General features: G+C 72.4%; 18 protein-coding genes and 1 pseudogene. 8 read left to right on the plus strand and 11 right to left on the minus strand.

Translation table 11 applies throughout. The annotated features are described in order from the left end of the window. The first annotated feature begins 2 nt into the window (after window positions 1-2). The 5 genes from gltB to AB0J40_RS00490 all read left to right on the plus strand — a co-directional run bounded on the left by gltB (window position 3) and on the right by AB0J40_RS00490 (window position 9,931). Window positions 3-4,556, plus strand: coding sequence for a glutamate synthase large subunit (gene gltB / locus AB0J40_RS00470; protein WP_364445640.1), 4,554 nt, complete (start codon window positions 3-5; stop codon window positions 4,554-4,556). Beyond that, window positions 4,549-6,057 (plus strand): glutamate synthase subunit beta, encoded by a 1,509-nt coding sequence (locus AB0J40_RS00475; protein WP_364445642.1) that lies wholly within the window; start codon window positions 4,549-4,551, stop codon window positions 6,055-6,057. Before gltB ends, AB0J40_RS00475 begins: the two co-directional genes overlap by 8 nt. A gap of 126 nt (window positions 6,058-6,183) precedes the next feature. Then, on the plus strand, window positions 6,184-7,071 hold the full coding sequence (locus AB0J40_RS00480; RefSeq protein WP_364445644.1) for a peptidase: 888 nt from the start codon (window positions 6,184-6,186) through the stop codon (window positions 7,069-7,071). A 227-nt stretch (window positions 7,072-7,298) separates the two neighbouring features. Continuing rightward, the gene (locus AB0J40_RS00485) at window positions 7,299-8,423 is read left to right on the plus strand and encodes a ScyD/ScyE family protein (protein ID WP_364445645.1); all 1,125 of its coding nucleotides are present in this window, start codon (window positions 7,299-7,301) and stop codon (window positions 8,421-8,423) included. A gap of 116 nt (window positions 8,424-8,539) precedes the next feature. Beyond that, window positions 8,540-9,931, plus strand: a complete 1,392-nt coding sequence (locus AB0J40_RS00490) for a class II 3-deoxy-7-phosphoheptulonate synthase (RefSeq protein ID WP_364445647.1) — start codon at window positions 8,540-8,542, stop codon at window positions 9,929-9,931. Here the strand turns inward: AB0J40_RS00490 and AB0J40_RS00495 are convergent. Then, on the minus strand, window positions 9,928-10,710 hold the full coding sequence (locus tag AB0J40_RS00495) for an SDR family oxidoreductase (RefSeq protein WP_364445649.1): 783 nt from the start codon (window positions 10,708-10,710) through the stop codon (window positions 9,928-9,930). The two genes, AB0J40_RS00490 and AB0J40_RS00495, sit on opposite strands and share 4 nt — an antisense overlap. Before the next feature lie 87 nt (window positions 10,711-10,797). Here AB0J40_RS00495 and AB0J40_RS00500 point away from each other — a divergent pair, with 87 nt between their 5' ends. Further along, a complete protein-coding gene (locus AB0J40_RS00500) occupies window positions 10,798-11,619 on the plus strand; it encodes a helix-turn-helix transcriptional regulator (RefSeq protein WP_364445651.1) in 822 nt (273 codons plus the stop codon). Window position 11,620: 1 nt separating this feature from the next. On the opposite strand, the gene AB0J40_RS00505 is transcribed toward AB0J40_RS00500, so the two are convergent. The 5 genes from AB0J40_RS00505 to pknB form a co-directional block, all read right to left on the minus strand. Beyond that, window positions 11,621-12,937 carry a wax ester/triacylglycerol synthase family O-acyltransferase gene (locus AB0J40_RS00505; protein WP_364445653.1) on the minus strand — a complete coding sequence of 439 codons (1,317 nt, stop codon included), beginning with the start codon at window positions 12,935-12,937 and terminating at the stop codon, window positions 11,621-11,623. A gap of 187 nt (window positions 12,938-13,124) precedes the next feature. Then, the gene (locus tag AB0J40_RS00510) at window positions 13,125-13,829 is read right to left on the minus strand and encodes a hypothetical protein (RefSeq protein WP_364445655.1); all 705 of its coding nucleotides are present in this window, start codon (window positions 13,827-13,829) and stop codon (window positions 13,125-13,127) included. A gap of 136 nt (window positions 13,830-13,965) precedes the next feature. Further along, window positions 13,966-15,471, minus strand: coding sequence for an SPFH domain-containing protein (locus AB0J40_RS00515; RefSeq protein ID WP_364445657.1), 1,506 nt, complete (start codon window positions 15,469-15,471; stop codon window positions 13,966-13,968). A 55-nt stretch (window positions 15,472-15,526) separates the two neighbouring features. After that, entirely contained in the window at window positions 15,527-15,736 is a 210-nt protein-coding gene (locus tag AB0J40_RS00520) for a hypothetical protein (protein ID WP_310976463.1), read from the minus strand. Further along, entirely contained in the window at window positions 15,733-17,769 is a 2,037-nt protein-coding gene (gene pknB / locus AB0J40_RS00525; protein WP_364445659.1) for a Stk1 family PASTA domain-containing Ser/Thr kinase, read from the minus strand. The genes AB0J40_RS00520 and pknB overlap by 4 nt, the downstream gene beginning before the upstream one ends. Before the next feature lie 103 nt (window positions 17,770-17,872). On the opposite strand from pknB, the gene AB0J40_RS00530 reads away from it, so the two are divergent. After that, window positions 17,873-18,241: an Rv2175c family DNA-binding protein gene (locus AB0J40_RS00530; RefSeq protein WP_364447219.1), complete on the plus strand. Its 369-nt coding sequence runs from the start codon at window positions 17,873-17,875 to the stop codon at window positions 18,239-18,241. A 180-nt stretch (window positions 18,242-18,421) separates the two neighbouring features. Here AB0J40_RS00530 and AB0J40_RS00535 read toward each other — a convergent pair. Further along, window positions 18,422-19,354, minus strand: a pseudogene (locus tag AB0J40_RS00535) (MFS transporter); the annotation flags it as partial. Here AB0J40_RS00535 and AB0J40_RS00540 point away from each other — a divergent pair. Then, window positions 19,353-19,874 carry a CGNR zinc finger domain-containing protein gene (locus tag AB0J40_RS00540; protein WP_364447222.1) on the plus strand — a complete coding sequence of 174 codons (522 nt, stop codon included), beginning with the start codon at window positions 19,353-19,355 and terminating at the stop codon, window positions 19,872-19,874. The pseudogene AB0J40_RS00535 and the gene AB0J40_RS00540 sit on opposite strands and share 2 nt — an antisense overlap. On the opposite strand, the gene AB0J40_RS00545 is transcribed toward AB0J40_RS00540, so the two are convergent. Genes AB0J40_RS00545 through AB0J40_RS00560 form a run of 4 tightly spaced genes read right to left on the minus strand, consistent with a single transcriptional unit; the run spans window position 19,875 to window position 24,139 of the window. Beyond that, complete coding sequence (locus AB0J40_RS00545) at window positions 19,875-20,654, minus strand: LLM class F420-dependent oxidoreductase (protein WP_364445660.1); 780 nt, start codon at window positions 20,652-20,654, stop codon at window positions 19,875-19,877. Then, window positions 20,651-21,577: a phytoene/squalene synthase family protein gene (locus AB0J40_RS00550; protein WP_364445662.1), complete on the minus strand. Its 927-nt coding sequence runs from the start codon at window positions 21,575-21,577 to the stop codon at window positions 20,651-20,653. Before AB0J40_RS00550 ends, AB0J40_RS00545 begins: the two co-directional genes overlap by 4 nt. Beyond that, window positions 21,574-23,046 (minus strand): phytoene desaturase family protein, encoded by a 1,473-nt coding sequence (gene crtI / locus AB0J40_RS00555; protein WP_364445664.1) that lies wholly within the window; start codon window positions 23,044-23,046, stop codon window positions 21,574-21,576. Before crtI ends, AB0J40_RS00550 begins: the two co-directional genes overlap by 4 nt. A 1-nt stretch (window position 23,047) precedes the next feature. After that, the gene (locus AB0J40_RS00560) at window positions 23,048-24,139 is read right to left on the minus strand and encodes a polyprenyl synthetase family protein (protein WP_364445666.1); all 1,092 of its coding nucleotides are present in this window, start codon (window positions 24,137-24,139) and stop codon (window positions 23,048-23,050) included. Window positions 24,140-24,146: the final 7 nt, after the last annotated feature.

The raw sequence follows: 24,146 nt of genomic DNA on the forward strand, positions 1-24,146 counted from the left end.
TCATGATCTTCTCCGCCATTCCCGGCAAGCAGGGTCTCTACGACCCGGAGACCGAACAGGACTCCTGCGGTGTGGCCATGGTGGCCGACATCCGCGGGCGCCGTTCCCACGGCATCGTCACCGACGGCCTGGCCGCGTTGACCAACCTCGACCACCGCGGCGCCGCCGGCGCCGAACCCACCAGCGGCGACGGCGCCGGAATCCTGCTGCAGCTGCCCGACAAGCTGCTGCGCGCCGAAGCCGGCTTCGCGCTTCCCGAACCCGACGAACACGGCCACCACGCCTACGCCGCCGGCATCGCGTTCCTCCCCGAAGACGCCGAGCAGCGCCGCAAGGCCGTCGAGCTGGCCGAACGCATCGCCGTCGAAGAAGGACTGGAGGTCCTCGGCTGGCGCGAGGTCCCCGTCGACGCCGACCGCGCCGACATCGGCCCGACCGCCCGCTCGGTCATGCCGCACTTCGCCATGCTTTTCGTGACGGCGGACGGAAAAACCGGCCTGGAGCTGGACAGGCTCGCCTTCTGCCTGCGCAAGCGCGTCGAGCACGAAAGCGCGAACTCCGGCTGCGGTACCTACTTCCCGTCGCTGTCCTCGCGGACGATCGTCTACAAGGGCATGGTGACGCCGGAGCAGCTGCCGGCGTTCTTCGGCGACCTTCGTGACGAGCGCCTGGAAAGCGCCATCGCGCTGGTGCACTCCCGCTTCTCCACCAACACCTTCCCGTCGTGGCCGCTGGCGCACCCGTTCCGGTTCGTGGCCCACAACGGCGAGATCAACACCATCCGCGGCAACCGCAACCGCATGCGGGCCCGCGAGGCGCTGCTGGAGTCGGACCTCATCCCCGGCGACCTGTCCCGGCTGTTCCCGATCTGCTCGCCGGACGCGTCCGACTCCGCGTCCTTCGACGAGGTCCTCGAGCTGCTGCACCTGGGCGGCCGGTCGCTGCCGCACGCCGTGCTGATGATGATCCCGGAGGCGTGGGAGAACCACGCCACCATGAAGCCCGAGCGCCGCGCGTTCTACCAGTTCCACGCGAGCCTGATGGAGCCGTGGGACGGCCCCGCGTGCGTCACCTTCACCGACGGCACCCTGGTCGGGGCGGTCCTGGACCGCAACGGCCTGCGCCCGGCACGCTGGTGGCGCACGGCCGACGACCGCGTCGTCCTCGCCAGCGAGGCCGGCGTCCTCGACGTCGCGCCCAAGGACGTCGTGGCCAAGGGGCGGCTCAAGCCCGGCCGGATGTTCCTCGTGGACACCGAAGCCGGCCGGATCGTGGACGACGAAGAGGTCAAGTCCGCGCTCGCCGGCAAGCTCCCGTACGAGGGCTGGCTGCACGCGGGCCTGCTGAAGATCGCCGAGCTGCCCGACCGCGACCACGTGGTGCAGAGCCACGACTCGGTGCTGCGTCGCCAGCTTTCCTTCGGCTACACCGAAGAGGAGCTGAAGATCCTGCTCGCGCCGATGGCCGAGAAGGGCGCCGAGCCGATCGGCTCGATGGGCTCGGACACGCCGCCCGCGGTGCTGTCGAAGCGATCCCGGCTGCTCTACGACTACTTCAAGCAGAACTTCGCCCAGGTGACCAACCCGCCGCTCGACGCGATCCGCGAAGAGCTCGTCACCTGCATGGCGCGGATCATGGGCCCGGAGCGCAACCTCCTGGCCCCGGGCCCGGCGTCCTGTCGCCACCTGAAGCTGCCGTACCCGGTGATCGACAACGACGAGCTCGCGAAGCTCATCCACATCAACGACGACGGCGACCTCCCCGGCTTCGCGTGCAGCGTCCTTTCCGGACTGTACGAAGTGGACGGCGGCGCCGAGGCGCTGGCCGGCGCGATCGAGCGCGTCCGGCGGGAGGCGTCCGAGGCGATCGCGGCCGGCGCGCGCACGCTCGTGCTGTCCGACCGCGACTCCGACCACCGGATGGCGCCGATCCCGTCGCTGCTGCTGGTCTCCGCGGTGCACCACCACCTGGTCCGCACGAAGGAACGCCTGCGCGTCGCGCTGGTCGTCGAATCCGGCGACGCGCGCGAGGTGCACCACATCGCGCTGCTGCTCGGCTACGGCGCCGCCGCGGTCAACCCGTACCTGGCCTTCGAGACCATCGAGGACATGATCGGGCAGGGCGCGGTCACCGGCATCGAGCCGGCCAAGGCGGTCCGCAACTACGTGCAGGCGCTGGTCAAGGGCGTCCTGAAGATCATGTCCAAGATGGGCATCTCGACGGTCGGCGCGTACACCGCCGCCCAGGTCTTCGAATCCCTCGGCCTGAGCCAGGACCTGCTCGACGAGTACTTCACCGGGACGTCGTCGAAGCTCGGCGGCGTCGGGCTCGAGGTGCTCGCCGAAGAGGTCGCCGTCCGGCACCGCCGCGCGTACCCGGACAACCCGACCGAGCGAGTCCACCGTGGGCTCGACACCGGCGGCGAGTACGCCTACCGCCGCGAGGGCGAGCTGCACCTGTTCACGCCGGAGACGGTGTTCCTGCTGCAGCACGCGTCCAAGACCGGCCGCGACGAGGTCTACCGCAAGTACACCGACGAGGTGCACCGCCTCTACCGCGAGGGCGGCACGCTGCGCGGGCTGTTCTCCTTCAAGAACGGCGTGCGCGAGCCGGTCCCACTCGACGAGGTCGAGCCCGCCGAGGCGATCTTCAAGCGCTTCAACACCGGCGCGATGTCGTACGGCTCGATTTCGGCCGAGGCGCACGAAACGCTGGCCATCGCGATGAACCGCATCGGCGGCCGCTCCAACACTGGTGAGGGCGGCGAAGACCCCGAGCGGCTCTACGACCCCGAGCGCCGCAGCGCGATCAAGCAGGTCGCGAGTGGACGGTTCGGCGTCACCAGCGAGTACCTGGTCAACGCCGACGACATCCAGATCAAGATGGCGCAGGGCGCGAAGCCCGGCGAGGGCGGCCAGCTGCCGCCGAACAAGGTGTACCCGTGGATCGCGCGGACCCGGCACTCCACGCCGGGCGTCGGCCTCATTTCCCCGCCGCCGCACCACGACATCTACTCCATCGAGGACCTGGCCCAGCTGATCCACGACCTCAAGAACGCCAACGAGCACGCCCGCATCCACGTGAAGCTGGTGTCCTCGCTGGGCGTCGGCACGGTCGCGGCGGGCGTGTCCAAGGCGCACGCGGACGTCGTGCTCATCTCGGGCCACGACGGCGGCACCGGCGCCTCCCCGATGAACTCGCTCAAGCACGCGGGCACGCCGTGGGAGATCGGCCTCGCCGAGACCCAGCAGACGTTGCTGCTCAACGGGTTGCGCGACCGGATCACCGTGCAGGTGGACGGCGCCATGAAGACCGGGCGCGACGTCGTGATCGCGGCGCTGCTCGGCGCCGAGGAGTACGGCTTCGCGACGGCCCCCCTCGTCGTCGCGGGCTGCATCATGATGCGCGTCTGCCACCTCGACACCTGCCCGGTCGGCGTCGCCACGCAGAGCCCCGAGCTGCGCAAGCGCTACACCGGCCAGGTCGAGCACGTCGTCAACTTCTTCAAGTTCGTCGCCGAAGAAGTCCGGGAAACCCTGGCGGCGCTGGGCTTCCGCACGCTCGACGAGGCGATCGGCCACGCCGAGCTGCTGAACACCGACGAGGCCGTCGAGCACTGGAAGGCGTCCGGTTTGGACCTGGCGCCGATCTTCGAGATGCCGCAAGAGACTCCGTACGGCGGCGCCAAGCGACGCACCCGCGGCCAGGACCACGGCCTCGAGCACGCGCTCGACCGCACGCTCATCCAGCTCGCCGAGGCGGCGCTGGAAGACGCGCACCACGTCAACATCGAACTGCCGGTGCGCAACGTCAACCGGACCGTCGGCACGCTGCTCGGGTCGGAGATCACCCGCCGCTACGGCGGGGACGGCCTGCCCGAGGGCACGATCAACGTCAGGCTCACCGGTTCGGCGGGCCAGTCGCTCGGCGCGTTCCTGCCGCGCGGCATCACCCTCGACATGGTCGGCGACGCGAACGACTACGTCGGCAAGGGGCTTTCGGGCGGCCGGATCATCGTCCGCCCCGACCCGGAGGCGACCTTCGCCGCCGAGGCGCAGACGATCGCGGGCAACACGATCGCCTACGGCGCCACCGGCGGCGAGATCTTCCTGCGCGGCCAGGTCGGCGAACGCTTCTGCGTCCGCAACTCCGGTGCCACGGTCGTCGCCGAGGGCGTCGGCGACCACGCCTTCGAGTACATGACCGGCGGCCGCGCGGTGGTGCTCGGCCCGACCGGGCGGAACCTGGCGGCCGGCATGTCCGGCGGCATGGCCTTCGTGCTCGACGTCGACCGCAAGAAGGTCAACCAGGACATGGTGGACCTGCTGCGGCCGACCGCCGAAGACCTGGCCTGGCTCAAGAAAACGGTGCAGCAGCACCACGATCTCACCCGCTCCGCGGTGGCGGCCTCGCTGCTCGGCGACTGGCCGCGCCGGTCCGTGGCGTTCACGAAGGTGATGCCGCGTGACTACCAGCGGGTCCTGGACGCGGCGAAGGCGGCCAAGGCCGCCGGCCGCGATGTCGACGAGGCGATCATGGAGGCCGCTCGTGGCTGACCCGACCGGTTTCCTGAAGTACGACCGCGAAGAGCCGAAGAAGAAGTCCAAAGAGGACCGGCTGCACTCGTGGGGCGAGGTCTACGCGGACGTCGACCCGGGCGAGCGCAACGAAAAGGTGCGCAAGCAGGCGTCCCGTTGCATGGACTGCGGCATCCCGTTCTGCCACTCCGGTGGCTCCGGCTGCCCGCTGGGCAACCTGATCCCGGAGTGGAACGACCTGGTCCGCCGCGGCGACTGGGCGGCCGCGAGCGACCGGCTGCACGCCACCAACAACTTCCCCGAGTTCACCGGGAAGCTGTGCCCGGCGCCGTGCGAGGCGGGCTGCGTGCTGTCCATCTCGCCGCTGTCGGGCGGGCCGGTCGCGATCAAGCGCGTCGAAGCGACGATCGCCGACCAGTCCTGGGAAGCGGGCTACGTCCAGCCGCAGGTGTCCGAAGTGTCCAGTGGGCAGCGGGTCGCCGTCGTCGGCTCCGGCCCGGCCGGGCTCGCGGCCGCCCAGCAGCTGACCCGCGCCGGCCACGAGGTCACGGTGTTCGAGCGCGACGACCGCCTCGGCGGGCTGCTGCGCTACGGCATCCCCGAGTTCAAGATGGAGAAGAAGGTCCTCGACCGGCGCCTGGCGCAGCTGCGCAAGGAGGGCACCCGGTTCGTCACCGGCTGCGAGGTCGGCGTCGACCTGTCGGTGGAGGACCTGCGCGCGCAGTACGACGCCGTCGTGCTCGCGGTCGGCGCGCTGCGCGGCCGCGACGACACGACCACGCCGGGCCGGGACCTCGAGGGCATCCACCTGGCGATGGAGCACCTGGTGCCGGCCAACAAGTTCGTCGAGGGCGACGGTCCGCCGTCGATCGACGCGAAGGGCAAGCACGTCGTCATCATCGGCGGCGGCGACACCGGCGCCGACTCCTACGGCACGGCCACCCGCCAGGGTGCGCTGTCGGTGACCCAGCTGGACCAGTACCCGATGCCACCGTCCACAAGGGACGACGAGCGGTCGCCGTGGCCGACCTGGCCGTACATCCTGCGCACCTACCCGGCGCACGAGGAGGCCGGCGAGCGCAAGTTCGCGGTGGCGGTCAAGCGGTTCGTCGGTTCCGCCGAGGGTCGCGTGACGGCGGTCGAGCTGCAGCAGGTGAAGGTCCAGAAGGACCCGGCAACGGGCCGCCGCCAGGTGATCCCGGTCAACGACGAGGTCGAGACGCTGCCGGCGGACCTGGTCCTGCTGGCGATCGGCTTCGAGGGCGTCGAGGAGATGCCGCTGCTGGACGGGCTCGGCCTGTCGCTCACCAGGCGAGGCACGCTGTCGTGCGGCGCGGACTGGCAGACGGAGACCCCGGGGGTGTTCGTCTGCGGCGACGCCCACCGCGGGGCGTCGCTGGTGGTGTGGGCGATCGCGGAGGGCCGCTCGGTGGCCAACGCGGTCGACGCGTTCTTGACGGGGGCGTCGGACCTCCCGGCCCCGGTCCACCCGACGGCGTTGCCGCTCGCCGTCGTCTGACCCACCACACCGCCGTTCGGCCGTACCGGGTACTGCCGAACGGCGGTGTGCACTCCGTGATGTGACAACTACTTTCGAGTAGTTATGTCGCCTTTGCGACGGTTCACTCGCGGGAAGGTGGGCGTCTTGAAGCACACGACATTCCGGGCCGCGGTCGTCACCGCCGTTCTCTCCCTCGCGTTCGCCCTGGTCGGCGCGCCCGCCCAGGCCGCGCCGAAACCCTTCTGGACGCCCGATGCCATGCGGGCGGCCGTTCCCATGGACAACCTCGTCAAAGCGCCGGCCTTCACGCCGAGAGACGTGGCCAAAGGGCAGAGCGCGATCATCCAGAGCATCCCCAACGGCGGGGGCGCCTGGACCGGCGGCGGCAAGGTCACCCAGACCGCCGGCCGCGTGTTCTTCCTCTTCAACGGCCAGAAGGCCTCGTGCTCCGGAGACGCCGTGACCAGCGCCAACGGCAGCGTCGTCGTCACCGCCGGGCACTGCGTCAAGTACCAGGGCAGCTGGCACACCGAGTGGGTCTTCGTGCCGGGCTACAACAACGGCAACGCGCCCTACGGCCAGTGGGCCGCGAAGTCCACGCTGACCACGCCGCAGTGGGAAGCCAGCGAGGACATGAACTACGACGTCGGCATGGCCGTGGTGAACCCGCTCAACGGGCAGAAGCTCACCGACGTCGTCGGCGCCCAGGGCATCGCCTTCAACCAGCCGAAGAACCAGAACATGTACACCTTCGGCTACCCGGCCGCCTCGCCCTACGACGGGACGAAGCTGATCTACTGCAGCGGCAGCACCTTCACCGACTTCCTGCTGACCAAGGACCACGGCATGAACTGCAACATGACCGGCGGCTCCAGCGGCGGGCCGTGGTTCCTGTCGTTCAACGAGGGCACCGGCACCGGCGTCCAGGCCTCGGTGAACAGCTTCGGCTACACGTTCCTGCCCGGCTACATGTTCGGGCCGTACTTCGGCACCGACGCGCAGAACCTGTACAACCGCGCGCAAGCCGCGTGAGCACTGTCAGCCCAGGGCCGGACGCAAGGGTCCGGCCCTGGGCTGAAGTTCCCGGTGACGGATCGCGCCTGCCGGTGGGAAAATCCCCGCTGCCCGATGGGGCTGACTAGGTCACCCAACCGGTCAGCACGGCCGGTTTTCCCGTTTCCGTGGCGCACAATCACTCCGCCCGGCCTCTCGGATCCACTGTGGATCAAGCACGGAGCCGGGCGGAGAGGTGGCAAGTCATGTCCAGACTCGTGCGGGCCGCGGTGGTGGCCGTGTCGGCCGCGGCCGTGGTCGTCGCCGCGCCCGGTGCCGATGCCGGCCAGAGCGGCCTGAAGACGGTCGCCACCGGGCTGAACAACCCGCGGCACCTGACCGTCCACGACGGCAAGGTGTACGTCGCCGAAGCCGGCGCCGGGGGCACCGGGAAGTGCGTCGAAGGCCCCGAAGGGCCCGCCTGCTTCGGCCTGAGCGGCTCGGTGGCGCTGCTCGACGGCCACAGCGGGGTGCGCCGGATCCTGACCGGCCTGCCGTCCGCGGCCGCGCCCGGCGGCGCCGCCGTCGCCGGCCCGACGGACGTCGCGTTCGTCCACGGCCTGCCGGCCCTGCTCGCCGGCGACGTGCTCATCGACCCGGCGACCGGCGCCAACCCGTTCGGCCCGGACGGGCGGCTGCTCGGGAAGCTCTCGGTCGCCTTCGGCAGGCACGTCGTGCCCGGCCCGGACTTCGCCGCGTTCGAGGCGAGGAACAACCCCGACCACGGCGCCGGCGCGAGCCCGGACACGCCGGTGATCGACTCGAACCCGTTCGGGATGACCCGCTACCGCGACGGCTTCGCGGTCGCGGACGCGGCCGGCAACGACCTGCTCTACGTCGACGGCCGGGGCCGGATCAGCGTGCTCGCGGTGTTCCCGCCGAAGCTCGTCACCGCGCCGCCCGCCCTCGGCCTGCCGCCGGGGACGCGGATCCCGGTGCAGAGCGTGCCGACGTCGGTCGTCGTCGGCCCCGACGGCGCGCTCTACGTGTCCGAGCTGAGCAGCGTCGCGGTCGGCGCCGCCCGCGTCTGGCGCGTGGTGCCGGGGCAGCAGCCGAAGATCCACGCCGACGGTTTCACCGCACTGACCGACCTGGCCTTCGACCGCGCGGGCAGGCTGCTGGCCTTGACGTTCGCTCGTGACGGGATCGCGGCACCGCCTTCTCCCGGCGTGCTGACCCGGGTGGAGCGGAACGGCAGCCGGACGGTGCTGGCGTCGGACGGCCTGGCCGCGGCGACCGGGCTGGCCGTGCGCGGTGACGAGGTGTTCGTCAGCAACAACGGCACGTCGCAGGGCACGGGCTCGGTCGTCCGGCTCGTCCCGCGCGGCTGACCGGCCCCCCAGGGTCGTGAGCGGGAAACGGGGTTAGAACACTGTTTCCCACTCACGACCTGGGCGTCGGTGAACCTGAGGAAGCGCCCAGGAGCGGGAACCTTATCCTGGTGCTCGTGAACTGGACTGTGGACGTCCCCGTCGACACCCTGCCCGAACTGCCGCCGCTGCCGCCCGAGCTGCGCGCGCGGCTCGACCAGGCGCTGGCCCTGCCCGCCGCGCAGCAGCCGGAGTGGCCCGACCCGGAGGCGACCCGGCGGGTCCGCGGCGTGCTGGAGAGCGTGCCGCCGATCACGGTCCCGGCCGAGATCGACCGGCTCAAGGACCGGCTGGCGATGGTCGCCCGTGGCGAGGCGTTCCTCCTGCAGGGCGGTGACTGCGCCGAGACGTTCGAGTCCAACACCGAGCCGCACATCCGCGCCAACCTGCGCACGCTGCTGCAGATGGCGGTCGTGCTGACCTACGGCGCGAGCCTGCCGGTGGTCAAGGTCGGCCGCATCGCCGGCCAGTACGCGAAGCCGCGCTCGGCGGCGACGGACGCGCTGGGCCTGCCGGTCTACCGCGGCGACATCATCAACTCCCTGGTGGCCAAGCCCGAGCTGCGCGTGCCCGACCCCGGCCGGATGATCCGCGCCTACGCGAACGCGGGCGCGGCGATGAACCTGGTCCGCGCCCTCACCGGCGCCGGCATGGCCGACCTGCACCAGGTGCACGACTGGAACAAGGACTTCGTCTCGGCGTCGCCGGCGGCGCAGCGCTTCGAAGCGCTGGCCAACGAGATCGACCGCGGCCTGCGGTTCATGTCGGCCTGTGGCGTCACCGACACGTCGCTGCAGTCCACCGAGATCTTCGCCAGCCACGAGGCGCTGCTGCTCGAGTACGAGCGGTCGATGCTGCGGCTCGACAACGCCGACGCGGCCAACCCGAAGCTGTACAACCTGTCGTCGCACTTCCTGTGGATCGGCGAGCGGACCCGCCAGCTGGACGGCGCGCACATCGCGTTCGCCGAGCTGCTGGCCAACCCGATCGGGTTGAAGATCGGCCCGACGACCACCCCCGAGCAGGCGCTGGAGTACGTCGAGCGGCTCGACCCGCGCTTCGAGCCGGGCCGCCTGACGCTCATCTCCCGGATGGGCAACGCCAAGGTCCGCGAGGTCCTGCCGGCGATCGTGGAGAAGGTCGAAGCCTCCGGGCACAAGATCATCTGGCAGTGCGACCCGATGCACGGCAACACGCACGAGTCGTCCACCGGGTACAAGACCCGCCACTTCGACCGCATCGTCGACGAGGTCCAGGGCTTCTTCGAGGTCCACAACCAGCTGGGCACCTACCCGGGCGGCATCCACGTGGAGCTGACGGGCGAGGACGTCACGGAGTGCCTGGGCGGGGCGCAGGAGATCTCGGACATCGACCTGTCGGGCCGCTACGAGACGGCCTGCGACCCGCGCCTGAACACGCAGCAGTCGCTGGAGCTGGCGTTCCTCGTGGCGGAGATGCTCCGCGGTTAGGCTCCGGCACCGCCGTCGACCGGCACGATCGCCCCGGTCACCATCGCCGCGCGGTCGCTGAGCAGCCACGCGGCCGCCTCGGCGACCTCGCGGGGCTCGGCCATGCGCCCGAGCGGGATCGAGGCGGTGATCTGCGCGACGACCCCGGGTGAGGCCGCTTCCCACGCGTCGATCATGTCCGTGGCGGTCCCGCCGGGGGTGATGCCGTTGACCCGGACGCCGTGCGGGCCCCAGGTCACGGCCGCGGTCTCGGTGAGGCTGTTCAGCGCCCGCTTCATGGCGCCGTAGGCGGGCAGGGCGGGGTTGGCGCGGCGGCTGCCGATGCTGGACGTGTTCACGATCGCCCCGCCGGTGCCCCGGCGCATGAGCTCGGCCTCGGCGGTCATCGCGATCCAGTGCGCGCGGAAGTTCACCGCGAACTGCTCGTCGATCTCTTCTTCGGCGGTCGTCTCGAGCGGACCGGGCCGCTGGATGGCCGCGCCGTTGTTGAACGCCCCGTCGAGGCGGCCGTGGAGCTGCTCGACGCGGCCGACGGCGGCCCGGACGCTCGCGGGATCGGCCAGGTCCAGCGCGACGGCGTCGGCGGTGCCGCCCGCCGCGCGGATCTCGGCGGCGAGGCGGTCGAGGGCGCCGGTGCTGCGCGAGGCCAGCACGACGGCGGCGCCCTCCTCGGCGAAGAGGCGGGCCGCGGCCGCGCCGATGCCGCGGCTGGCGCCGGTGATGAGCACGACCTTGCCGGCGAGCAGGCCGATCGAGGGGGATTCACTGGTGTTCGTCATGGTTTCGACGGTGCTCCGGTCCGGAGCCGCCAGACAGGCACAAGCCGTACCAGGGTCCGGCGCCGGACCCCGCGCATACTGGGGAACGTGGACAAGCAAGAGCTCGGGGCGTTCCTCCGCACCCGTCGCGAGCGGCTGCGGCCGCAGGACGTCGGCCTGCCCGCCGGCCCGCGCCGGCGGACCCCCGGCCTGCGCCGCGAGGAGGTCGCGGTGCTCGCGCACATCTCCACCGAGTACTACGTCCGCCTCGAGCAGGGCCGGGCGCCGCGCCCGTCGGGCGAGGTCCTGGCCGGGATCGCGGATGCGCTGCGGCTGACCGACGCCGAAACCGAGCACCTGCACGTCGTGGCGGGCACCGCGCCCGTCCGGAGCGGTCTGCACCGCCGTGACGTGCGGCCCAGCATCCTCGCGCTGCTGCAGCGGCTGCCGCAGACGGCCGCCTTCGTCATCTCCGCCACGTTCGAGGTGCTGGCGTGGAACGACCTCGCCGCGGCGCTCATGGAGGACTTCGCCGCCGTGCCGCCCGAGCGGCGCAACCTCGCCCGCAAGGCGTTCCTCGGGCCGGCGCTGTACGGGGTTTCCGACGCCGCCGAGTTCCGGCTCACCGTCGTCATGGAGCTGCGGGCCGCACTGGCCCGCTACCCCGCCGACCCGGCGGTGCGCGGGCTCGTCGACGAGCTGCGCGCGGGCAGCGCCGACTTCGCCCGGCTGTGGGAGCGCCACGACGTCCAGGCGACGCCGGTGCTCACCAAGACGTTCCGGCACCCGGTGGTGGGCGAGGTGACCGTCGACTGCGACTCCCTCGCCCTGCCCGAGCGGGACCAGCACCTCGTGCTCTACACGGCGCCGCCCGGCTCCCGCGGCGCCGAGGCGCTGGCGTTCCTGGAAGTGGTGGGCGCGGCTCCGTGAGTCAGGAGGCGTCGACCAGCCGGGCGGCCGACTTCAGCACCGCGTCCCGCAGGGAGCCGACGTCCGGCACCGCCGCGCCGTTGACCTGCAGTCCGATGTGGACCGAGTCGCGGTAGGTCGCCACCGCGATGCCGACCGCGTGCCGCGGGGCCAGCGGGACGAACGGGTACACCTCCGCCAGCCGGGCACCGCCGAGGGACAGGCGGGCCGGGGGCACCGGGACCGTGGTGATCACCAGGTCGAACAGCATCGGCGCGGCCAGGCCCGCCGTGCGCGTGCCCAGGCGGTGCAGCAGCGGCGGGACGCGGCCGGCCAGCAGCGGCAGCGCGCCCGCGCCGCGGCTCGGGCCCGCCGCCTTGTTTCGGGTCATCGCCCGGCGCACCACCCGCAGCCGCTCGACCGGGTCGTCCTCGCCGACCGGCAGGTCGCACAGGTAGCCCGACAGCTTGTTGCCGCCGAGCTGGTCGCCCGCCCGGCCGCGCACGCTCACCGGGATCAGCGCGCGCAGCGTGCGCCCGTCGGCGCGGTGGCCGCGGTTCACCAGCCATTCGCGCAGTGCGCCGGACAGCACCGCCAGCACGACGTCGTTGGTCGTGCCGCCGTGGGCCTTGCGCACGCGGCGCAGCTCCGTCAGCGGCAGCCGGACGAACCCGAGCCGGCGCTCGGCCGACTGCGGCGCCGACACCGGCGACAGCGGCGGCCGCGCGGCCCGCACGAGCGAGGACGCGATCCCGGCCGTCTCGTTCGCCTGGCCCCAGACCGTGCCCAGCGCGTCCTTCACCGTGTCCAAAGTGGAGCGCGGCGCCGGGATCGGCCGGGACGGCGGGGAGATCCGCTCCGGCAGCTTGACGCCGTCGAGCAGGCCGGCCGCCACGGCGTACGCGCCGGCGCCGTCGGTGAGCGCGTGGTGCAGCTTCAGCAGCAGCGCGAACTTCCCGTCCGGCAGCCCGGTCACCAGGGTCAGGTGCCACAGCGGCCGGGACGTGTCGAGCGGCTCGGCGATCCACTGCGACGCGTAGGCCGCGAGGGGGTCCGGTTCGTACAGCGAGCTGAGCGTCACGTGGTGAATGTGGTCCGCGGCAACAAATCCCGGGTCGTCGCTCCAGCTGGCCGACCCCGGCGGGAACAGCTCCGCGCGGGCGCGCTGGCGCAGCTTCGGCAGCCGCGCGGCGCGTTCGGCCAGAACCGCGGTGAGCTTGGCCGGGTCGACCGGGCCGCGGGCGGTGAAGGTGACCACCGCACCCATGTGCATCGGGGAGTTTTCGCTTTCCAGGCACAGGAAAGCGACGTCGAGTGCGCTGAGCGGCGAGCCTGCCATGGGCGACCTTTCCGGGTTTCGCGGGTGTGCACGGCCACGTGCGTCGGAAGGGAGGGAAACCCACTGCACCAGCCCGACATGACGGCCGGGTGGTCGAAGTGTTTCCACGACGCTAACTACCCACCCCGTTCATCCATTCGAGATACCCCGGGCCCCGGTGCCCGGGGTCACAGATCAAGAAAAACGTTCAGCTTTCCGGCGTAGGCGGGGTTTCTTCCGCCCGGACCACCGCCGGCCCCCATTCGGGGGTGAGCGCCACCTGCTTGCCGACGCGGCGCACCGGCAGGCCGTTCACCTGCCGCTTGCCCAGTCCCGGCCAGATCTCCGCGGCGTCCTTCGCCGCGGCCCGGATCGCGCCGCCGTCGAGCGTCGTGCGCGTCTCGGGGATCTGCCGGTCGGTCCACTGGACGACCAGCTTCAGCGGGCCGGCCGGCGGGAGCGGCCACAGGAACACTTCGTGCTCGACGGCGAAGCGCGTGCCGCCGACGGGCTGCGCCCGCAGCACCGGTTCGTCCGGTTCGGACGCCGACGGCACCGAGACCGTCTCCGAGCTCGCCCGGCTGCCGTCGGCGTAGAGCACGCCGATCAGCAGGCCGTTGTAGTCGGGCTTGCGCCGGTGGTCGATCAGGCCCTCGGCGGGGTCGTCGACCAGGCTGTCCCGCGAGTAGACGGTGACGCGCAGGGTGAACGCCTGCGGCCACACCTCGACCGCGCGCAGCGCGACGATCGTGCGGTCGGACCGGCCCAGCGGCTGCGCCAGCGGCAGCACGGCCGGGACGATGTACTCGCGCGGGGGATCGGTCCAGTGCCGGCCGTTGAACGCGTAGAGCTCCTGTTCCGGGACGGGGAACAGGGGACGCTCGCGGGGACCGCCGGTGAAGAAGCTGCTCATCGGGCGGCCCGCGACACGCTGTCCGGCACCATGCGCCCACGGTAGGACAAGCGCCCGGGAATTTCCGCCCCCGATCGGGCGTACGGCCCTTGCTTCCCGTGATCCGGGACACAAGGGCCGTACGTTCCGTAACCCCTCAGTCGCTCAGCTTGAGCTCGCCGTTCTTCCGCGCGGCCTCGTCGAGCTCCTTCTCGGCCGGCTTGCCCATGGCGTCCATCAGCTGCCGGGCCAGGCCGAGGCCGGTCCCGCCGAGCGACAGCGCCTTGGCGAACATGTCGGACATGCCGTCGGCGCCGTTGAGCACGACCATGTGGTCGACGTTGCCGAACGCGCTCGCGCCCGCCTCGACGATCTCCGGCCAGCGCTCGGCCAGCTGCTGGGCGACGACCGCTTCCTGGTTGTCCGCCAGCGCCGCCGCCCGGGCCTTGATCGCGTCCGCCTCGGCGAGCCCCTTCGCGCGGGCCGCTTCGGCTTCCGCCAGGCCGCGGGCCTTCGCGGCCTCCGCCTCGGCGAGACCGCGGGCCTTGGCCGCGGCGGCCTCGGCTTCACCGGTCGCCCGGGTCGCGTCCGCCGTCGCTTCCGCGCGGGCCTTCGTGGCCTGCGCCTCGGCTTCGGCGGCCGTCTTCACGCGGGTCGCGTCCGCCGCGGCGCGCAGCTCGGTTTCCTTCGCCTCGGCCTGCGCCTTCGCGATCGACGCGTCACGGGCGGCGTCGGCCGTCGTCCGCGTGTCGTACGCCTTCGCGTCGGCCGGCTTGCGGACCTGCGACTGCAGCCGCTGTTCGGCCAGCGCCGCCTCCAGCTCGGCCGCCCGCGTCTCCTGGACGACGACCTCCTGGCGCGCGGTCGCCTCGGCCAGCGGGCCCGACTGCGACGCCTTCGCCCGCGCCTGGTCCACCTCGGCCTGGTAGCCGGCCTGCTGGATCTGGCTCTCGCGGACCGCCGCCGCCTTCTTCGCGGCCGAGATCTGCTCGACCTCGGCGGCCTCCTGGTCGCGCTGGGCTTCGGCGATGCGGGCCGACGCGGCGACCGCGGCGGCGTGCGGCTTGCCGAGGTTCAGGATGTAGCCGGACTCGTCGTCGATCTCCTGGATCTGCAGCGAGTCGACGATCAGCCCCAGCTTGATCATCTCCGTGGCCGAGGACTGGCGCACCTCGCCGGTGAGCGCGTCCCGGTTGTGGATCATCTCCTCGATGGTCAGCCCGCCCACGATCGAGCGCAGGTGCCCGGAGAACAGCTCGTGGATCGTGTCGTTCATGCCCTTCTGCTGGTCCAGGAACCGGCGGGCGGCGTTGGCGATCGACGCGAAGTCGTCCCCGACCTTGTAGATGACGACGGCCCGGACAGTGACCGGCAGGCCCTGCTTGGTGACGCACGAGACCTGCAGGTTGACCCCGCGCGTGTCGAGCGACAGCCGGCGCGCGGTCTGGAAGCCGGGCAGGACGTTCACCCCGCGGCCGGTGATGATCTTGAAGCCCAGGCTGTCCGCGGTGTCGGCGCGGTCGACGCGGACGCCGAGCCCCGAGATGATCAGCGCTTCGTTCGGCTCCGCGACCTTGTACAGCAGCCGCAGGATCCCGAAGATCAAAACCAGCGCGACGACGAGTCCACCGGCGGAAAGCAGCAGGATTTCCACGAGACTCATGGCACCGACCCCCTCGCTCTTCTGTTGTGGGTGTGTTGGTGCCCCTTCGACGCCGTCAGCGGGTCAACGGTTGCCACCGCTCGACATAAACCGTCCGCGGGGGTTCGAAGTCCACGACGAGCACCTGCGTGCCGGAGCTGAACGTCTCCTCCGGGTCGGCCGGGTAGGCGTAGAACGCCTCCGTGCCGCCCCGGACGTTCAGCAGGACTTCGCCGATGAGGCCGGGGCCGATCGTGCCGGTCACGCGGCCTCGGCTCCCGATCATCCCCCGAAGCCCTTCAGCTTGACCTTCGAGCCCTTCTGCACGAACGTGCCCGGCTGCGGGTCCTGCTGGAAGACGAAGTCGAACCCGCCACCGCCACCACCGGGACCGCGGCCCTTGCCGCCGTCGCGGTCGGCCTTCAGCCCGGCCTGCTCGAGGATCTTCTGGGCGTCGTCGAACGAGCGGAACCGGACGTCCGGTACCTGGACGGCGTTGTTGACGAACACGCCGATCCGCTTCTCCTTGGCCTGGGAGTTCGCCGGCGGGTCGGTCCGCGTGACGGCACCGCCCGGGACCTCCTGCTTGAACTCCTCGCCCGCCTGGAACGGCTCGAAGCCGGCCTGCTGCAGCAGCTGGAACGCCTCGTCCTTGCTCCGCCCGGTGACGTCCGGGACCGGCGGCAGCGGGAGCGGGCCCTTCGACACGATGATCGTGACCTGGCCGCCGATGGTCAGCTGGCTGCCCGCCGACGGCGTCGTCCGGATGACCGCGCCCTGCGGGACCTCGGCGTCGTAGTCGTCGTCCCCGCGGACCGGCGTCAGCTGCGACGCCTTGATGGCCTGCTCGGCGTCGGGCACCGCGGTGCCCGGCCGGATGTCCGGCACGGTCGGGCGGCCCTTCGACAGCACGACCGACACGGTCGAGTTCGGGGCCAGCGGCGTGCCCTCGGCGGGCTCGGCGCGCAGCACGGTGTTCGACGGCACCGAGTTGTCGTACTCCTGGCTGAACTGCGGGTTCAGCTTCACCGCGCGCAGCGCGTCGCCCGCCGCGGCCTGGTTGAGCCCGACGAGCTTCGGCACGGTGGCCGTCTTGTCCCCGCCGGTGTCGGTGAGCATGAAGATGAACGCCGTGATCAGGCCGCCGAACAGCAGCACCGCACCGGCGATGACGGCGATCCGCTTCCGGTTGTCGGCCGGCTTGTCCGGCTCCGGCTCGCTCCGGCGCCGGGCGACCGGCGGCCGCACGGGCGGGATCTGCTGGGTGATGCCCGGCGGCGGGGTGCCGGGGTGGCTCAGCGCCCGCGTCGCGTTCGGGCGGTGCACCGGCATCGTCTTCTCGCTGTCCGGCGCCACCTGCGGGATCCGCGGCAGCGTGCGCTCGGTGTCGGCGAGGTCGCCCTGGCCGTGCGACACCGGGACCGGGACGGTCACCGGCAGCAGGCCCAGCTGTGCGCGCACCGCCGTCAGCTCGGTCAGGAACTCCCCGGCGTCGGCGGGGCGCAGCTGGGGGTCCCGCCGGGTCGCGCGGGTGATCAGCTCGTCGAGCTCCGGCGGCAGGTCCGGGCGCAGCTCGCTCGGCCGCGGGACGTCGTCGTTCACGTGCCGGTACGCCACCGAGATCGCGGTGTCGCCGGTGTAGGGCACCTGCCCGGTGAGCATTTCGTAGAGCAGGATGCCCGCCGAGTAGACGTCGCCGCGCGCGGACGCCGCGCCGGTCTCGACCTGCTCCGGCGACAGGTAGGCGACCGTGCCGAGGATGACGCTCGAGCTGGTCGTGCCCGCGCTCGCCACGGCCCGCACCAGGCCGAAGTCGGCGACCTTCACCGCGCCGCCGGTGTGCGGCCCGGTCCGGCCGATCAGCACGTTCTCCGGCTTGACGTCCCGGTGCACCAGCCCCGCCCGGTGCGCGGCGGCCAGCGCCGAGAGCACCGGCTCGGCCACGCTCAGCGCCACCGCGACGTCCAGGGGACCCCGGTCGTCCAGCAGGTCGCGCAGGGTGCCGCCGTCCACCAGCTCCATCACCAGGAACGCGAGGCCAGACTCGGCGCCCTGCGGCAGGTCGAAGCCCTGGTCGTGCACCGCCACCACGTGCGGGTGGTGCAGCTGCGCCGCCGACTGTGCCTCGCGGACGAAGCGGTCCACGAACGACCGGTCGTCGGCGAACCGCGGGTCCATGATCTTGATCGCGACCGGACGGTCCAGCCGGGTGTCCGTCCCCCGGTAGACGGAAGACATCCCCCCGTGCGCGAGCAGCCGGTCCACCCGGTAGCGGCACTCGAGGAGCGTGCCGACCAGGCTGGGGTGGGTGCGAGTCACGAGTATGGATCGTACGGAACCGCACACGGTTCGTGGAGGAGACCTCGCGGGTCACCCGTGCGCACTAGCGGGAGTGAGTGCGGAATGTGGCAGAGTGTCACGTGTGAGTGGGATTCCTGTCGCCGACGACGTCCTCGACACCGCCATCGCGGTTCTTCCGCTGGCGGAGGTGGCGAACGTCCTCGGGACCTCCGCCAACAAGGTCCGCCAGATGCTGCGCGACGGGCAGCTGATCGCCCTCAAGCGCGACGGCGACCTGTGCGTGCCCAGCGACTTCTTCGTCAAGGACGGGGTCGTCAAGGGCCTGGCCGGCACGATCACGGTGCTCGCCGACTCCGGGTTCTCGCGGACCGAGATGCTGCGCTGGCTGTTCACCGCCGACGAGACCCTGCCCGGCAGCACCCCGATCAACGCGCTGCGCACCAGCCACGGCACCGAGGTGAAGCGCCGCGCGCAGGCGATGGCGTTCTGACCTGCTCGAACAGGCCGTGGCACCGAGCTGGACGACCGCGGCGGCGAGCAGGCACGCCGGGAGCGACCACGCCGCGAGCGGGCCGGCCAGCGCCGCTCCCGCCGCCAGGCCGGTGATCTTCACGCTCGCCGCCGTGGTGAACACCTGAGCCCGCACGTGCTCCGGCGCTTCCCGGTGGCGGATCGCGAACAGGGCCGTGAGCTGCGGTCCTTCGGCGATCCCGGCCATCGCGGCGGCCGTGATGAGCGCTGTGGCGCCGTGGCCGACGGCCGCCAGCGCGGCGCTCGCGGCGAGGACGAGCGTGCTCACCCGGACGGTCCGCTCCGGCGGCGGCGGTTTGCGCGTGAGAACCACGTTGGTCAGCAGCGACGCGACCGCGAGGACGGTCAGCAGCAGGGCGCCGTCTTCTGGGCCGCGTAGGTGAGCCGCCCCGAGCAAGGGGTAACAGACGGTGACCATGCCGATGCCCACGCAGGAGATCGCCGACGCCGTCGTCGCGCGCCTCAGCGGGACGTTGCGGACGAGGACGGTGAAGCCGTCGCGGAGGCGGGTCTTCTTCGGCGGACGTTTCCCCGGGAGACGCCAGGCGATCGGCGCGGCGGCCGCGACCAGGACGACGGCCAGCCCGAGGCCGGCCGGGCCGCCGAGGAGCCCGGCGAGCCCGGGCCCGGCCAGCGCGGCGGCGGTGAAGGTCAGGGCGTCGAGGCGGCCGGCTTTCGGGAGTGTCTCCGGGGCGACGCCGGGCAGCTGAGCGGTCCAGCCGCCCGCGATGGCCGGGTTGAGCAGGCCGGTCACGACCGCGATGGCGACCACGCCCACCAGTGGCAGGTGCCCGAAGCTCGTGGCGATGACCGCGAGCCCACCGGCGTATCCGGCGAGGGCGACGGCGAGCAGCCGTCCGGGCGCGGGACTGCGGTCGAGGAAGGCGCCGAAGACGGGCCCACCCACGGCGGCGGCCGCGGTCAGCCCGGCGAGCAGCGCCGAGCCGGCGTGCGGGCCCGCGGTGAGCCCGAGCAGGAGCAGCGCGGGCCCGGACAGCTCGTCGCCGGTCCGCGCGAGCGTCGCCCCCGCCAGGTAACGCCTTAGCATGGCCGAGACGTTACAGTGGGGCATGGCCTTTCCGCACCGGGATTCCGTGCAGCGCGCGGTCGACCTGCTGGGCGTCCTGCTGGTTCCGGACCCTTCGCCGACGGCCGTTTCGGACGTGCTGCGTTCCCACGGCGAACCGGACGTCCGGCTGTCGGCCGCGGAGGTCTCTTCGTTGCGGGCTGCTGCTCGTGAACTGCGTGAGGTGTTCGCGGCCCCGGACGTGGCTTCGGCGGCTTCGGCGCTCAACGCGTTGTTCGCTGCGTACGCGGGGCCGCCGCGCCTGACGGACCACGAAGAGGGCTACGGCTGGCACCTGCACGTGGACGCGGCGGACGACGGGCCGTGGGGAGCGTGGCTGGTGACGTCGTCGGCGCTGGGATTGGCCGCGCTGCTGGCCGAGCGCCAGGACGTGCCGGGCGGGTTGTGCGCGTCGCCGTCGTGCGGGAAACCGTTCGCCCACACGGGGGGAGGGAGCCCGCGAAGGTATTGCTCAACCCGGTGCGCGACGCGGGAACGAGTCGCCGCACACCGGGCGCGAGCGTGATCAGCTGTTCGTCTTGTCCCGCCAGGCGATCCACTTCTCCAGCGCGCCGAGGTCGTAGTCCGGGCCGCCCACGCCGACCGTGAACGTCGTGACGCCCAGGCCCAGGAGCTTCGGGCCCAGCTCGTCCGGCTCGCCCTGGACGCCGCACGACCGCTCGATCTCGGCCGGGTCGCGGCCGACGTCCGCGCAGTGCCGGTCGAGGATCTTCACCTTGCGCTCGACGACCTCCGGGTCGCCGAAGCCGTGCCAGATGTCGCCGTGCTTCGCCACGAGACGGAGGGTCTTCTTCTCGCCGCCGCCGCCGATCAGCACCGGGATCTTGCGCGTCGGGGCCGGGTTCAGCTTGCCCAGCCGCGACTCGATGCGGGGGAGCGACTCCGCGAGGTCGTCGAGGCGGCCGCCCGCGGTGCCGAACTCGTAGCCGTACTCGTCGTAGTCCTTCTCGAACCAGCCCGAGCCGATGCCGAGGATGAGCCGCCCGCCGGAGATGTGGTCGACGGTGCGCGCCATGTCCGCCAGCAGCTCGGGGTTGCGGTAGCTGTTGCAGGTCACCAGCGCGCCGATCTCCACCCGGGACGTCGACTCCGCCCACGCGCCGAGCATCGTCCAGCACTCGAAGTGCATGCCGTCGGGGTCGCCGTACAAGGGATAGAAGTGGTCCCAGTTGAAGACGATGTCGGCGCCGAGGTCCTCGGCGGCCGAGGCGGTGCGCCGGATGGTGTCGTAGTCGGCGTGCTGCGGCTGGAGCTGCAGGCCGATCCGGATGCGTCGTTCGGTCATGATCGCAGCCTACGACCGCTCCGGAACGTCTCGCGCGCCCAGACCGTGGCCAACGGGGGTAGTGCCACCACCAGCCTGCGCGAGTTCGGGACCACCGCGCGCCGGGTGAGGATGTCGTAGTCCAGCGCCACGATCTCGTCGAGGATCCCTTCGTACAGCGTCAACGCCGTCCGCACGCACGCGCGCGATTCCGGGCGAAGCTGCGCGACGCCCGCTTCGGCCCGCCGGTACACCGCCCGCGTCCGCGCGACGAAGTACGCCAGCGCCGCCCGGATCCGCGGGTCCGGGCGCCGCGCCTCCAGCAGCTCACGGGTGACGCCGAAGGCCGCCAGTTCTTCCGAAGGCAGGTACAGCCGCCCCCGGTCGAGGTCTTCGCCGACGTCGCGCAGGAAGTTCGTCAGCTGGAACGCTTCCCCGAGCGCGATCGCGCCCGGCGCAGCGTCCGCCAGGGGGACGACCGTGCCCAGCACCGGCAGTACCTGCAGGCCGATCACCGCGGCCGAGCCGTACATGTACTCGCCCAGCTCGGCGAACGTGCGGTACTCGACCGGCGAAACGTCCATCCGCATGGACTTCAGGAACGCGACGAACAGGTCGCGCGCGATGCCGTAGCGCCGCACCGTGTCGGCCAAGGCCACGAGCACCGGGTCGGCCGGGGTGCCGCCGTCGTAGACGACCTCCACCATGGCGCCGACCCGGTCGAGGGCCGCCGCCGGGTCGCTGCCCGGCTCCGGGTTGTCGACCAGCTCGTCGGCCATCCGCGCGAAGCCGTAGAGCGCGTGCGCGGCCGGCCGGGCCCGCGCCGGCAGCAGCCGGGCGGCCAGGAAGAACGTGCGCCCGTGGTGGGCGTTGATGCGGCGGCACTCCGTGTACGCGGCCCGCAGCGCGGGCCCGGTGATGCCCGCGGCGTCGAGTTCGTTCACCGGCCGGTGATCCTTTCCGCTGCCAGTCGTCCGGAGATGAGCACGGGCGGGATGCCGACGCCGGGCGTGGTGCCGCAGCCGGCCAGCACGACGTTGCCCGCCGCGCGCACCAGGTTCGCGGGCCGGAACGGGCCGGTCTGCGCGAACGTGTGCGCCAGCGAGAACGGCGTCCCGGCGGCCAGCCCGCGCGCCGCCCAGTCCGCCGGGGTGATCGTCTCGTCGACGGTGAACTCGTCGCCGAACCCGGTCAGCCCGCGGGCCTCCAAGGTGCGGAACAGCTCTTCGCGGTACGGCCCGCGCACGCGGTCCCAGTCGATCGGCCCGCTGCGCAGGTTCGGCGCGGGCGCGAGCACCGAGACGATCTCGCCGCCGCGCCCGGCCAGCCCCGGGTCGGTCGCCGTCGGCCTCGTGACCAGCAGCGACGGGTCGCTCATCAGCTTGCCCTCGCGGACGATCTCCGCGAACGTCCGCTCCCAGGCGCCGCCGAAGAAGATCGTGTGGTGCCCGAGGTTCCACTTCGCGGTGGTCCGCCCGTGCAGGACGACGGCCGACGGCGAGTAGCGCAGCGGCACCGGCCGCTTCGGCCGCGCGCCGATGAGCCGGTAGGCCGCGGTCAGCTCGGTGGCCAGCACGACGGCGTCGCACGCGATCCGCTCGCCCGAGCGCGTCCGGACCGCGCGCACCCGCGAGTTCACCCGTTCCAGCCAGGCAGCTTCGGTGCCGAACCGGACCTCGGCGCCCGCCCGCGCGGCCGCGCCGGTCATCGCCCGGCCGATCTCACCCATGCCGCCTTCGGGGTAGTAGACGCCGCCGACGGTGTCCATGTAGGCGATGACGCCGTACGCGCCGATCGCGCTCGCCGGGTCGAGACCGGCGTAGAGCGCCTGGAAGGTGAACAGCCGCCGGACGCGCTCGTCGAGCAGGTACCGGCCGACGCGCGGGCCGAGCCGGCCGAACCCGCCCAGCGCGGCGAGCTTCGCCAGCTCGGGGCGGGCGAGGTCGAACGGCGAGTCGAAGTTCGTCCCGATGAACCGGTCCTTCTGCACGGCGTACAGCTCGCTCAGCCAGCGCCGCAGCGCCCGGTAGCCCACGGCTTCGCGGGCCCCGGCGAACTCGCGGATCTCGGCTTCCATCGCGTCGCCGTCGGTGTGCAGCGCCAGTTCGGAGCCGTCGGCGAACCGCGCCCGGTAGGCCGGGTCCAGCCGGGTCAGGCGCAGGTTCTTGGCCAGGGGCTCGCCGACCGCGGCGAACGCCTCTTCCAGCAGCTCGGGCATGGTCAGCACGCTCGCGCCGGTGTCCACGGCGTTGCCGTCGAAGGTCCGCTGCCCGGCGCGCCCGCCCGGGGTGTCCGCCTGTTCCAGCAGCGTGACGCGGTGGCCGGCGCCGAGCAGGTGCAGGGTCGCCGAAAGCCCGGCCAGCCCGGCGCCGATCACGACGACGTGGTCGGCGGGCCCGTCGATCGTCCGCACGTCAGTACGTCCGCTGGGTGGCCTTGACGACCAGCCCGGTCAGCGCCTCGGGCGCGGGCTCGGCCAGGTGCGCACGGTCGAGCGCGGCCATCGCCGCTCGAGTCAGCTCGTCGATCCGCCGCTCGACCGCGTCGACCGCGCCGACCTGCCGCAACGCCATCCGGACGGTCTCGACGCCTTCGTCGGAGAGGTCCGCGTCGCCGATCGCGTCGGCGATGACCGTCGCCGCGGCCGTCTCGCCCTTCTCGGCGGCGAGCTGCAGGCCGAGCGCGACGAGCAGGGTGCGCTTGCCCTCGCGCAGGTCGTCGCCGGCGGGCTTGCCGGTGACCGACGGGTCGCCGAACACGCCCAGCAGGTCGTCGCGCAGCTGGAACGCCACGCCGACCTCGCCGCCGAACTCCAGCAGCGTGGCGATCAGCTCGTCGGACGCCCCACCGAGCGCGGCGCCCAGGTGCAGCGGCCGCTGGACGGTGTAGGCGGCGGTCTTGAGCCGGTCGATCTTCAGCGCGGCCTCGACGGAGGCGTCGCCGGTGGCCTGCGTGCGGACGTCGAGGTACTGGCCGGCGAGGACCTCGGTCCGCATCGCGCGCCAGGCCGGGCGGGCCGCGGCGAGCGTCTCGGCGGGCAGCGGCGCGTCCGCGAACATGTCGTCCGCCCAGGCCAGGGCCAGGTCGCCGACGAGCACCGCGGTGGCCAGGCCGAACGTCGCGGGGGAGCCGAGCCAGCCGCGGTCGGCGTGCAGCTTCGCGCCCGCGATGTGCACGGTCGGGAAGCCGCGGCGGGAGTCGGAGGAGTCGATGAGGTCGTCGTGGATCAGCGCGCACGCCTGGATCAGCTCGAGGCTGGCCACCGCCTGCAGCACGCCCTCGGCGGCCGGGCCCGCCGGGTCGCCGCCCGCGCCGCGCCAGCCCCACCACGCGAACGTCGGGCGCAGCCGCTTGCCGCCGTTCAGCACGAACCCGCGCAGCGCGTCGATCCCCGCGGCCACGGTCGGTTCGGTGCTCAGGATCTCGGTGCCCGCCCGATCGAGGAACCCGGCCAGCGCGCGCTCGACGTGGGCGGGCAGGTCGGCGTCGGAGACGGGCGCGTTCATCCCGCCA

It is taken from the genome of Amycolatopsis sp. NPDC049691 (assembly GCF_040675005.1).
Lineage (GTDB): Bacteria > Actinomycetota > Actinomycetes > Mycobacteriales > Pseudonocardiaceae > Amycolatopsis.

Excerpts from the sequence above, each read along its gene's own strand:
- AB0J40_RS00485 (WP_364445645.1), top strand. The coding sequence starts at position 7,299 with ATGTCCAGACTCGTGCGGGCCGCGGTGGTGGCCGTGTCGGCCGCGGCC.
- AB0J40_RS00510 (WP_364445655.1), bottom strand. The coding sequence starts at position 13,829 with ATGAGCAGCTTCTTCACCGGCGGTCCCCGCGAGCGTCCCCTGTTCCCC.
- AB0J40_RS00505 (WP_364445653.1), bottom strand. The coding sequence starts at position 12,937 with ATGGCAGGCTCGCCGCTCAGCGCACTCGACGTCGCTTTCCTGTGCCTG.
- AB0J40_RS00495 (WP_364445649.1), bottom strand. The coding sequence starts at position 10,710 with ATGACGAACACCAGTGAATCCCCCTCGATCGGCCTGCTCGCCGGCAAG.
- gltB (WP_364445640.1), top strand. The coding sequence starts at position 3 with ATGATCTTCTCCGCCATTCCCGGCAAGCAGGGTCTCTACGACCCGGAG.
- AB0J40_RS00545 (WP_364445660.1), bottom strand. The coding sequence starts at position 20,654 with ATGACCGAACGACGCATCCGGATCGGCCTGCAGCTCCAGCCGCAGCAC.
- AB0J40_RS00540 (WP_364447222.1), top strand. The coding sequence starts at position 19,353 with ATGGCCTTTCCGCACCGGGATTCCGTGCAGCGCGCGGTCGACCTGCTG.
- AB0J40_RS00560 (WP_364445666.1), bottom strand. The coding sequence starts at position 24,139 with ATGAACGCGCCCGTCTCCGACGCCGACCTGCCCGCCCACGTCGAGCGC.
- AB0J40_RS00520 (WP_310976463.1), bottom strand. The coding sequence starts at position 15,736 with ATGATCGGGAGCCGAGGCCGCGTGACCGGCACGATCGGCCCCGGCCTC.
- AB0J40_RS00515 (WP_364445657.1), bottom strand. The coding sequence starts at position 15,471 with ATGAGTCTCGTGGAAATCCTGCTGCTTTCCGCCGGTGGACTCGTCGTC.